The sequence below is a fragment of the Nocardioides flavescens genome, from assembly GCF_009823805.1.
Taxonomy (GTDB): Bacteria; Actinomycetota; Actinomycetes; order Propionibacteriales; family Nocardioidaceae; genus Nocardioides; species Nocardioides flavescens.
The window spans coordinates 240,725-251,700 of sequence record NZ_WUEK01000008.1; the positions used below are offsets into that span (position 1 = coordinate 240,725).

11 protein-coding genes are annotated in these 10,976 nt (G+C 72.5%); 10 read left to right on the forward strand and 1 reads right to left on the reverse strand.

The genetic code is table 11. The features are described 5' to 3' along the window. Positions 1 to 15: 15 nt before the first annotated feature. Entirely contained in the window at positions 16 to 792 is a 777-nt protein-coding gene (locus tag GRQ65_RS14525; RefSeq protein WP_160878676.1) for a maleylpyruvate isomerase family mycothiol-dependent enzyme, read from the reverse strand. A gap of 71 nt (positions 793 to 863) precedes the next feature. Here GRQ65_RS14525 and argC point away from each other — a divergent pair, with 71 nt between their 5' ends. From argC to GRQ65_RS14575, 10 genes are read left to right on the forward strand one after another with little or no spacing between them, the layout of a single operon-like run. Beyond that, on the forward strand, positions 864 to 1,901 hold the full coding sequence (gene argC / locus GRQ65_RS14530) for an N-acetyl-gamma-glutamyl-phosphate reductase (protein ID WP_160878677.1): 1,038 nt from the start codon (positions 864 to 866) through the stop codon (positions 1,899 to 1,901). Positions 1,902 to 1,915: 14 nt separating this feature from the next. After that, the gene (argJ, locus tag GRQ65_RS14535) at positions 1,916 to 3,067 is read left to right on the forward strand and encodes a bifunctional glutamate N-acetyltransferase/amino-acid acetyltransferase ArgJ (RefSeq protein WP_160878678.1); all 1,152 of its coding nucleotides are present in this window, start codon (positions 1,916 to 1,918) and stop codon (positions 3,065 to 3,067) included. Then, positions 3,064 to 3,972 (forward strand): acetylglutamate kinase, encoded by a 909-nt coding sequence (argB, locus tag GRQ65_RS14540; protein WP_160878679.1) that lies wholly within the window; start codon positions 3,064 to 3,066, stop codon positions 3,970 to 3,972. Before argJ ends, argB begins: the two co-directional genes overlap by 4 nt. Next, the gene (locus GRQ65_RS14545) at positions 3,969 to 5,138 is read left to right on the forward strand and encodes an acetylornithine transaminase (protein ID WP_160878680.1); all 1,170 of its coding nucleotides are present in this window, start codon (positions 3,969 to 3,971) and stop codon (positions 5,136 to 5,138) included. Before argB ends, GRQ65_RS14545 begins: the two co-directional genes overlap by 4 nt. Continuing rightward, a complete protein-coding gene (argF, locus tag GRQ65_RS14550; protein WP_337191745.1) occupies positions 5,135 to 6,112 on the forward strand; it encodes an ornithine carbamoyltransferase in 978 nt (325 codons plus the stop codon). Before GRQ65_RS14545 ends, argF begins: the two co-directional genes overlap by 4 nt. Next, complete coding sequence (locus GRQ65_RS14555) at positions 6,109 to 6,630, forward strand: arginine repressor (RefSeq protein ID WP_160878681.1); 522 nt, start codon at positions 6,109 to 6,111, stop codon at positions 6,628 to 6,630. Before argF ends, GRQ65_RS14555 begins: the two co-directional genes overlap by 4 nt. A 38-nt stretch (positions 6,631 to 6,668) precedes the next feature. Further along, positions 6,669 to 8,099 (forward strand): argininosuccinate synthase, encoded by a 1,431-nt coding sequence (argG, locus tag GRQ65_RS14560; RefSeq protein WP_160878682.1) that lies wholly within the window; start codon positions 6,669 to 6,671, stop codon positions 8,097 to 8,099. Positions 8,100 to 8,112: 13 nt separating this feature from the next. Next, complete coding sequence (locus tag GRQ65_RS14565; protein WP_160878683.1) at positions 8,113 to 8,592, forward strand: NUDIX hydrolase; 480 nt, start codon at positions 8,113 to 8,115, stop codon at positions 8,590 to 8,592. 16 nt (positions 8,593 to 8,608) lie between these two features. Further along, positions 8,609 to 10,024: an argininosuccinate lyase gene (argH, locus tag GRQ65_RS14570; protein WP_160878684.1), complete on the forward strand. Its 1,416-nt coding sequence runs from the start codon at positions 8,609 to 8,611 to the stop codon at positions 10,022 to 10,024. A gap of 16 nt (positions 10,025 to 10,040) precedes the next feature. Further along, positions 10,041 to 10,637 carry a DNA-3-methyladenine glycosylase gene (locus GRQ65_RS14575; RefSeq protein ID WP_160878685.1) on the forward strand — a complete coding sequence of 199 codons (597 nt, stop codon included), beginning with the start codon at positions 10,041 to 10,043 and terminating at the stop codon, positions 10,635 to 10,637. The last annotated feature ends 339 nt before the right edge of the window (positions 10,638 to 10,976 follow it).

Genomic DNA, 10,976 nt, shown 5'->3' on the forward strand with positions numbered 1-10,976 from the left:
ACCTCAACCTACGGTTCAGTCCAGGGCCGGGCTCAGCGCGGCCCCGAGGGTCTCGAGCAGTGCGGGATCGCCCTCGCGCACGACGGCCTCGTCGCCGAGCCGGTGCCAGAGCCACGCGTCGACGTCGCCCGCGGTGCCGCGCAGCACGGCGCGCGGCGCCGCCTCCGCGGCCTCCTCCCGCAGCACCAGGTGCGGTCCGGCGTGCTCGCCCGCGACGATGAGACCCGGCTCGACGAGCAGGGTGTCGCCGGTGTCGGTGAGCTCGACCGCCACGAGCCCGCCGGCGCTCGCGAAGTCGGGGTGCGCGCCGCCGTACATCACCGTGAGCGCCTCGTGGACGCCGTCCGCGGCCAGCGCCGGGTCGAGCGGCGTGACCGGCCCCGAGGTCTGCTCGGCGTCGAGGCGGTGGACGAGCGCCTCGTGCGCCTGGCGGCGGTACGACGCCCCGACGGTCCGGTCGGCCGACCAGTGCCAGGCGGTCTCGTCGGGGTCCGCCGCGGCGAGCGCCCCGACCAGGGCGGCCGAGTGGTCGTCGAACGCCGCCAGCAGCTCGTCGTACGACGCCGGTCGCTCGGGGTGCGCCAGCGACGCGGCGGGCTCCGCCGGGCGGGTCCGCACCACGTGGGCCCAGAACCACTGCACCTCGGCCAGGTGCCAGAGCAGGTCGGCGGCGTCCCAGTCGGGACACGCGGGCACCCGGGCGGCGGGGTCGCAGCCGGCGAGGACCTCGCGGAAGCGGGCCGACTCGCGACAGACGGCGTCGAGCAGGACGGGGGCGTGGACGAGCTGCACGAGGGCACCGTAGGACGATCCGGGGACACTCCAACCCTGATTAGCATGGTCATGCACCGACGTGTATGTTCATGCACATGACGACGACGTCAGTGGCGGTGGCCGGTGCGAGCGGTTACGCCGGGGGAGAGCTGCTCCGCCTCCTGCTGGGCCACCCGCACGTCGAGATCGGCGCCCTGACCGGCGCCTCCAACGCCGGCGAGCGGCTCGGCACCCTCCAGCCGCACCTGGTGCCGCTGGCCGACCGGGTCCTGCAGGAGACGAGCCTCGAGACCCTCTCCGGTCACGACGTCGTCTTCCTGGCCCTGCCGCACGGGCAGTCCGGCGCGATCGCCGCCGAGCTCGGCGACGACGTCCTCGTCGTCGACTGCGGCGCCGACTTCCGGCTCGCCGACCCGGCGCTGTGGGAGCGGTTCTACGGCGGCACCCACGCCGGCACCTGGCCCTACGGCCTGCCCGAGCTCCCCGGCGCCCGCGAGGCGCTGCGGGGGACCAGGCGCGTCGCCGTCCCCGGCTGCTACCCGACCGTCTCCACCCTGGTGCTCGCCCCGGCGGTCCAGCAGGGTCTCGTCGCCCCCGACGTCGTCGTGGTGGCCGCTTCCGGCACCAGCGGTGCCGGCAAGGCCGCCAAGCCGCACCTCCTCGGCTCGGAGGTGATGGGCAACGTCTCGGCGTACGGCGTCGGTGGCACGCACCGCCACACCCCCGAGATCATCCAGAACCTCTCCGCCCTCACCGACCAGACCGTGAGCGTGAGCTTCACCCCCGTGCTCGTGCCGATGTCGCGGGGCATCCTCGCCACCGCGTCGGCGCCCCTGGTCGACGGTGTCGGTGCCGACGACGTGCGGGCGGCCTACGAGAAGGCGTACGGCGACGAGCCGTTCGTGCACCTGCTGCCCGAGGGCCTGTGGCCCCAGACCCAGTCGGTGACCGGGAGCAACGCGGTCCACCTCCAGGTGACGGTCGACGAGGACGCGCGACGAATGGTCGCCGTCGGTGCCGTGGACAACCTGTCCAAGGGCACCGCCGGCGCTGCCGTCCAGTGCATGAACCTCGCGCTCGGCCTCGACGAAGGCACGGGCCTCACCACGATCGGACTCGCTCCCTAGGAGGGGGCACCACCATGACCGTCACCACCCCCCAGGGCTTCCGGGCCCACGGCGTCGCCGCCGGGCTCAAGAGCTCGGGCGGCAAGGACGTCGCCCTCGTCGTGAACGACGGGCCGACGTACGACTCCGCCACCGTCTTCACCGCCAACCGCTGCAAGGCCAACCCCGTCCTGTGGAGCCAGCAGGTCGTCGCCGACGGCACCGTCCGCGCGGTCGTGCTCAACTCCGGCGGTGCCAACTGCTACACCGGTCCCGAGGGCTTCCAGACCACGCACGCGGTCGCCGAGCAGGTCGCGGGTCACCTCGGCATCGGCGCCATCGACGTCGTCGTCTGCTCGACCGGGCTGATCGGCCTCGCCAACGACCGCCAGGCCCTGCTCGACGGCGTCGACGCGGCCCACGTGGGCCTCAGCGCGGACGGCGGTCAGCAGGCCGCCGAGGCGATCATGACCACCGACTCGGTGCCCAAGCAGGCCGTCGTCGAGGGATCGGGCTGGAGCATCGGCGCGATGGCCAAGGGCGCCGGCATGCTCGCCCCGCAGCTCGCCACGATGCTCGTCGTCATCACCACCGACGCCGTGGTGAGCGCCGCCGACCTCGACCAGGCCCTGCGCGCCGCGACCCGGGTCAGCTTCGACCGGCTCGACTCCGACGGCTGCATGTCGACCAACGACACCGTGACCGTCATGGCCAGCGGCGCCAGCGGCATCACGCCGTCGCTCCCCGACTTCACCGACGCGCTCACCCAGCTGTGCACCGACCTGGCCATGCAGCTGCTGCGCGACGCCGAGGGCTCCGACCACGACATCGCCATCACCACCCTCAACGCCGCGAGCGAGGAGGACGCCGTCGAGGTCGGGCGCAGCATCGCGCGCAGCAACCTGTTCAAGGCCGCCGTCTTCGGCAAGGACCCCAACTGGGGCCGTGTGCTCGCCTCGGTGGGCACCACGCAGGCGGCGTTCGACCCCGCCGACCTCGACGTCGCGATGAACGGCGTCTGGGTGTGCAAGGGCTCCACGCCCCACGCCGACCCGGGCGAGGTGGACCTCTCCGGTCGCGAGGTGACCGTGACCGTCGACCTCAAGGCCGGCACGGAGCGGGCGACGGTGTGGACCAACGATCTCACCCACGCCTACGTCCACGAGAACAGCGCGTACTCGTCGTGAGCACTCAGCGGATCAAGGCCGACGTGCTCGCCGCGGCTCTGCCGTGGCTCAAGGCCTACAACGGCAAGGTCGTCGTCATCAAGTACGGCGGCAACGCGATGACCGACGACACCCTCAAGCGTGCCTTCGCCGAGGACGTCGCGTTCCTGCGCTTCGCCGGCTTCAAGCCGGTCGTCGTGCACGGCGGCGGACCCCAGATCTCGCGGATGCTCGACAAGCTCGGCATCGACTCGGAGTTCCGCGGCGGCCTCCGCGTGACCACCCCCGAGGCGATGGACGTCGTCCGGATGGTGCTGGTCGGTCAGGTGCAGCGCGAGCTCGTCGGGCTCATCAACGAGCACGGCCCGCTCGCCGTCGGCCTCTCGGGTGAGGACGCCGGGCTCTTCACGGCGGCCCGCACCAACACCGTCGTCGACGGCGAGGAGGTCGACCTGGGCCTGGTCGGCGAGGTCGTGGACGTGCGGCCCGAGGCCGTGCTCGACCTCATCGAGGCCGGGCGCATCCCTGTCGTGTCGAGCGTCGCCCCCGACACCCACGGCACCGTCCACAACGTCAACGCCGACTCCGCGGCCGCCTCGCTCGCCGCGGCACTCGGTGCCGAGAAGCTCCTCGTGCTGACCGACGTCGAGGGGCTCTTCCTCGACTGGCCGGCCGCCCAGGACGTCGTCGGCGAGATCAGCCCCGAGGCGCTCGCCGAGGTGCTGCCCACGCTCGACAGCGGGATGATCCCCAAGATGAGCGCCTGCCTGCAGGCGGTGCAGGCCGGTGTCCCGCGCGCCACCGTCGTCGACGGGCGCGAGCCGCACGCCGTCCTCGTCGAGCTGTTCACCCAGGAGGGCGTCGGCACGCAGGTGCTGCCCGGCGTCGAGACCAAGACCCGGAAGGCGAGGGACGCGAGCGCATGACGAGCACCTGGACCGAGCGCTACCAGCACTCGATGATGAACACCTTCGGCCCGCCCAAGCTCACCCTCGTCAAGGGCGCGGGCGCGCACGTGTGGGACGTCGACGGCAAGGAGTACGTCGACCTGCTCGGCGGGATCGCCGTCAACGCCCTCGGCCACGCCCACCCGGCCGTCGTCTCCGCGGTCACCGAGCAGCTCCAGACCCTGGGTCACGTCAGCAACTTCTTCGCCACCGAGCCGCAGCTGGCCCTGGCCGAGAAGCTCCTCGCGCTGCTCGACGGCGGACCCGGCAAGGTCTTCTTCACCAACTCCGGCACAGAGGCCAACGAGGCGGCGTTCAAGCTGACCCGACGCACCGGACGCACGCACGTCGTGGCGGCGCAGCAGGGCTTCCACGGGCGCACCATGGGCGCTCTGGCGCTCACCTCCAAGGCCGCCTACCGCGAGCCGTTCGAGCCGCTGCCCGGCGACGTCACCTTCGTGCCGTTCGGCGACGAGCAGGCCCTCGCCGACGCGGTGACCGACCGGACGGCGGCGATCCTGCTCGAGCCGATCCAGGGCGAGGCCGGCGTCAACGTCGCCCCCGAGGGCTACCTCGCGGCAGCGCGCCGCATCGCCGACACCCACGGCGCGCTGCTCTGGCTCGACGAGATCCAGAGCGGGATGGGCCGCACCGGTCGGTGGTTCGCGCACCACGCCCACGACGTGACGCCGGACGTCGTCACCGTCGCCAAGGGCCTGGGCGGCGGGTTCCCCATCGGTGCCTGCCTGGCGCTCGGCCACGCCGGCGAGCTGCTGCAGCCGGGCAACCACGGCACGACGTTCGGCGGCAACCCGGTCGCCTGCGCGGCCGCGCTGGCCGTCGTGGCGACGCTCGAGGCCGACGAGGTGCTGGAGCACGTCACGGTGCTCGGCCAGAAGCTGCGCGACGGCCTGGCCGCCGATCCGCGGGTGACGGAAGTCCGCGGAGAGGGGCTGCTCATCGGCCTCACGCTCAGCGAGGACAGCGCCGCCGAGGTGTTCGCCTCGGCGATGGCCGCCGGGTTCATCGTCAACAACCCGACCGCCGACCGCATCCGGCTCGCCCCGCCGCTGGTGCTCACCGACGACGACGCGGCCGCCTTCCTCGCCGCCTGGCCCACGATCCTGGACGGAGCGTTCTCGTGACCAGCCTCCTCAGCCCCACGGTCAGCACCACGACGCTGCGCCACTTCCTGGCCGACGACGACCTCACCCCGGCCGAGCAGGCCGAGGTGCTCGACCTCGCAGCCGAGCTCAAGGCCGCGCCGTTCTCGGCCCGTCCCTACGACGGCCCGCAGTCGGTCGCGATGATCTTCGACAAGCCGACGCTGCGCACCCAGGTCTCCTTCGGCGCCGGCATCGCCGAGCTCGGGGGCAACCCGATGCTCGTCGAGGGCCGCCTCGCCGGCATCGGCGTGCGCGAGTCCGTCGAGGACGTCGCGCGGGTGCTGGGCCGCCAGGTCTCGACCGTCGTGTGGCGCACCTTCGCGCAGGCCGACCTCGAGTGCATGGCCGAGCACGCCGGGGTCCCGGTGGTCAACGCGCTGACCGACGAGTTCCACCCCTGCCAGCTCATCGCCGACCTGCTCACGGTGCGCGAGCACCGGGGGGAGCTGGCCGGGCTCACCGTCGCCTTCGTCGGCGACGCCGCCAACAACATGGGCAACTCCTGGCTGCTGGCCGGCGCCACCGCCGGCATGCACGTGCGGATGGTCGGCCCCGACGGCTACCTGCCCGACGACGCAGTCTTCGCCCGCGCCGCGGCGATCGCCGAAACCACCGGGGGCTCGGTCACCGGGCTATCCGACCCGGTCGAGGGCGTCACGGGCGCCGACGTGGTCGTCACCGACACGTGGGTGTCGATGGGCAAGGAGGACGAGGAGGCCGCGCGGGCCGCGGTCTTCGCCGGCTACCAGCTCGACGCCGCGCTGCTCGGTCACGCGGCCCCCGGCGCCGTGGTGCTGCACTGCCTGCCGGCGTACCGGGGCAAGGAGATCAGCGCCGAGGTGATCGACGGCCCGCAGAGCGTCGTCTGGGACGAGGCCGAGAACCGTCGCCACGCCCAGAAGGCCGTGCTGACCTTCCTGATGCGCCACGCGGAGGGGCAGGCGGGGCGGTGACCGAGTCCACGCTGCGCCCCTCGACCAAGTCGAGCCGCCACCAGCAGATCGTCGACCTGGTCACCCAGCGCGAGGTCCGCTCCCAGCCCGAGCTGGCGGCGATGCTCGCCGAGCAGGGCGTCCACGTCACCCAGGCGACGCTGTCGCGCGACCTGCTCGAGCTCGACGCGGTCAAGGTGCGCGCGGCCTCCGGCTCGCTCGTCTACGCCGTCCCGGCCGAGGGCGGCGACCGACGACCGGCGGCGCCGGGGGAGACCGCGTCGGGCCAGGCCCGGCTCACCCGCCTGCTGGGGGAGCTGCTCGTCTCGGCCGAGGCGAGCGCCAACCTGGTCGTGCTCCGCACCCCTCCCGGCGCCGCGCAGTACCTCGCCTCCGGCTTCGACAAGGCCGAGCTCCACGAGGTCCTCGGCACCATCGCCGGCGACGACACCGTCCTGGTGATCGGACGCGACCCGCAGGGCGGCGACGACCTGGCCCGCCGCTTCCTCGACCTGGCGACCAGCCAGCCTCACGACTGACCCCAGACTCCACACACGAACGCAGAGACGAGAACGACATGAGCAAGGTCCTGACCTCCCTGCCGAAGGGCGAGCGCGTCGGCATCGCCTTCTCCGGAGGCCTCGACACCTCCGTCGCGGTGGCCTGGATGAAGGCCCAGGGCGCGGTGCCCTGCACCTACACCGCCGACATCGGGCAGTACGACGAGCCGGACATCTCCGGCGTCCCGGCCCGGGCCACCGAGTACGGCGCCGAGATCGCCCGCGCGGTCGACTGCCGCACCCAGCTCGTCGAGGAGGGGCTCGCGGCGCTGGCCTGCGGGGCCTTCCACATCCGCTCCGGCGGGCGTGCCTACTTCAACACCACCCCCCTCGGGCGGGCGGTGACCGGCACGATGCTGGTGCGCGCGATGCACGAGGACGGCGTCGACATCTGGGGCGACGGCTCGACGTTCAAGGGCAACGACATCGAGCGCTTCTACCGCTACGGCCTGCTGGTCAACCCCGAGCTGCGCATCTACAAGCCGTGGCTCGACCCGGAGTTCGTGACCCAGCTCGGCGGTCGCGCCGAGATGAGCCAGTGGCTCACCGAGCACGGCCTGCCCTACCGCGACAGCGCGGAGAAGGCCTACTCCACCGACGCCAACATCTGGGGCGCGACCCACGAGGCCAAGACGCTCGAGCACCTCGACGTCTCGCTGGAGTCGGTCGAGCCGATCATGGGCGTGAAGTTCTGGGACCCGAGCGTCCACATCGAGACCGAGGACGTCACCATCCGCTTCCAGGCCGGTCGGCCGGTCGGGATCAACGGTCGCGAGTTCGCCGATGCGGTCGCGCTGGTGCAGGAGGCCAACGCGATCGGCGGGCGCCACGGCCTCGGCATGTCCGACCAGATCGAGAACCGGATCATCGAGGCCAAGTCGCGCGGCATCTACGAGGCCCCCGGCATGGCGCTGCTGTTCATCGCCTACGAGCGGCTCCTCAACGCCGTCCACAACGAGGACACCATCGCGACCTACCACGCGGAGGGCCGTCGGCTGGGCCGGCTGCTCTACGAGGGTCGCTGGCTCGACCCGCAGTCGCTGATGATCCGCGAGCCCCTGCAGCGCTGGGTCGCCTCGGTCGTCACCGGCGAGGTCACGCTGCGGCTGCGCCGCGGCGAGGACTGGTCGATTCTGCGCACCGAGGGCCCGCACTTCTCCTACCACCCCGATAAGCTGTCGATGGAGCGCACCGAGAACGCCGCCTTCGGTCCGACCGACCGGATCGGCCAGCTCACGATGCGCAACCTCGACATCGCCGACTCGCGCTCGATGCTCGAGCTCTACGCCGCCCAGCCGCTCGACCAGGGCCAGGTGCTCGTCGAGCACGGCACGCTCTTCGGGGCGATCGAGGCCGGCGGTGCCGACCGGATCGCCGCCAACCCCACCGTCGACGGCAGCGAGGACGAGGCGCTCGACAGCGCTGCGATGGAGTTCGGCACCGACTGATGGCCGCCCTCTGATGCCGCCCACCCGCCGTACGGCGGCCCGCGTGGTGCCGGTGAGTCCCGACGGCGCGGTCCTGCTGCTCCAGGAGCGCGACCCGGCCCACCCGGACGCGCCGTACTGGAGCTCGATCGGCGGCGGCGTCGACCCCGGGGAGACGCTGCTCGAGGCCGCGGTGCGCGAGCTGCGCGAGGAGACCGGCATCGTCGTGACCGCGGCGCAGCTCGTCGGCCCACTCGGGTCGTTCGAGCACGCCTACTCCTTCGCCGGGCGCGACTTCCTCAGCGACAACACCTGCTTCGCGGTCGCGATGTCGCGTGAGGTGAGCGTCAGCTTCGACGGCCTCGTGCCCGAGGAGGTCGGCAACGTGCTCGGGTCGCGGTGGTGGCTGCTCGACGAGCTGGAGACGGCGCAGCGGTCGGGCGAGGTGGTCGGACCCTCGCCGCAGACGACTGAGATGATGCGGCGGGCGATCGCCGCCGTGACGCACACGTGAGAGGGACCAGACGACAGTGAGCACCACCAACGAGGGCAAGCTCTGGGGTGGCCGCTTCGACTCCGGTCCCTCGCCCGAGCTCGACGCGCTCTCCCGCTCGACCCACTTCGACTGGCGCCTCACCCTCTACGACCTCGCCGGCTCCCACGCGCACGCCAAGGCGCTGGGTGCCGCCGGTCTGCTGAGCGCCGACGACGAGGCGGCCGTCCACGCGGGGCTCGACGCGTTGGCCCGCCGCTACGAGGCCGGTGAGCTGCACCCCGATCCCAGCGACGAGGACGTCCACGGCGCGCTCGAGCGGCTCCTGCTCGAGGAGGTCGGTCCCGAGCTCGGCGGCCGGCTGCGTGCCGGCCGCTCGCGCAACGACCAGATCGCGACCCTGCTGCGCAGCTTCCTGCTCGACCACTCCGACGTCGTCAGCCGCCTGGTCCTCGACCTGGTGGAGGCGCTCGCCGAGCAGGCCCGCGCCCACCTCGGGGCGGTCATGCCCGGCCGCACCCACCTGCAGCACGCCCAGCCCGTGCTGCTCTCCCACCACCTGCTCGCGCACGCCTGGCCGCTGCTGCGCGACGTCGACCGCCTGGCCGACTGGCGGCGGCGCACCAGCGCCGAGTCGCCGTACGGCGGGGGAGCGCTGGCCGGCAACAGCCTGGGTCTCGACCCCGAGCTCGTCGCCCGCGAGCTCGGCTTCGCCGGCACCTCGCCCAACAGCATCGACGGCACGGCCGCGCGGGACGCGGCTGCCGAGTTCGCCTACGTCTGCGCGCAGATCGGGATCGACGTGAGCCGCCTCGCCGAGGAGGTCATCCTGTGGTCGACCCGCGAGTTCGGCTTCGTGCGGCTCCACGACTCCTGGTCGACGGGGTCGAGCATCATGCCGCAGAAGAAGAACCCCGACATCGCCGAGCTGGCCCGCGGCAAGGCCGGGCGGCTGGTCGGCAACCTCGCCGGACTGCTGACCACGCTCAAGGCGCTGCCGCTCGCCTACAACCGTGACCTGCAGGAGGACAAGGAGCCGGTCTTCGACTCCGTCGACACCCTCGAGGTGCTCCTGCCGGCGTTCACCGGGATGGTCGCGACGCTGGTCTTCGACACCGACCGGATGGCCGAGCTCGCCCCCCAGGGCTTCTCGCTCGCGACCGACGTCGCGGAGTGGTTGGTGCGCGAGGGGGTCCCGTTCCGCATCGCCCACGAGGTGGCCGGGGCGTGCGTGCGGCGGTGCGAAGAGCTCGGCTGCGAGCTCGACGAGCTCACCGACGAGCAGCTGCGCGAGATCTCGCCCCACCTGACCCCGGAGGTGCGCGACGTGCTCACTGTCGAGGGGTCGGTCGCGTCCCGCTCGGGTCGGGGCGGCACGGCCCCCGTCCGCGTCGCCGAGCAGCTCGACGAGCTGGTCGCGGTCGCCGCGAAGGCGCGCGCCGCGCTCGGCTGAGCCGGCTGGTCTCACCGTGGGATCCGACGCACTCGCCGAGGCGCTGTCCGGACCCGTCCTCGAGGTCGCGCCGCGACTGCTCGGGGCGCACCTGCACCACGCCGGCGTCACCGTCCGGTTGACCGAGGTCGAGGCCTACGCCGGCTCCGACGACCCCGGCTCGCACGCCTACCGCGGCCGCACGCCCCGCACCGAGGTCATGTTCAGGCCCCCCGGGCGGCTCTACTGCTACTTCACGTACGGCATGCACACCTGCTGCAACGTCGTCACCGGCACCGAGGGCACAGCCAGCGCGGTCCTCCTCCGCGCCGGGGAGGTGACGGACGGCCTCGACCTGGCTCGTGCTCGCCGCCCGAAGTCGTCCGACCGTGACCTGGCCCGCGGTCCCGCTCGGCTGTGCTCGGCCCTCGCCATCACCCTCGCCGACAACGGCGCCCACCTGGCGACTGGGGAGGTGCGACTCACGCTCGGTGCGCCGGCGGCGTCGTACGAGATCGGCCCGCGGGTCGGTCTGCGGGGTGCGCCGGACCGGCCCTGGCGCTTCTGGTTGCCTGGTGAACCGAGCGTCTCGACGTACCGTCCCGCGGCACCGTTGCGACGCGCACCGCGCTGACCTGCGGAAATGCGTGCAGACGCCCCGGAGGCGCACCCCGATTTGTGCGCTCCAGGGGGCATGGGTAATGTTCCTTCTCGCCGCGGGAACGCGGAGAACGGAGCGGGGCAGAAGCCCTGAACTCCGGACTCCCCACCCTCCGCGGCCGGGTCCAGCACCAGAGGATCATCGATGACGCGGTCAGAGATCGCCGAGTTGATCGGATGAGCACGGATCTGTAAGGTTCACCAGGTTGCCGCGGCACCGAGACCGAGAGGTCGAGGGCCGCGAGCGTCTGATCTTTGAGAACTCAACAGTGTGTCATAGTCGACGAATTAGTTTGTTATGCCCCGTGTCGGC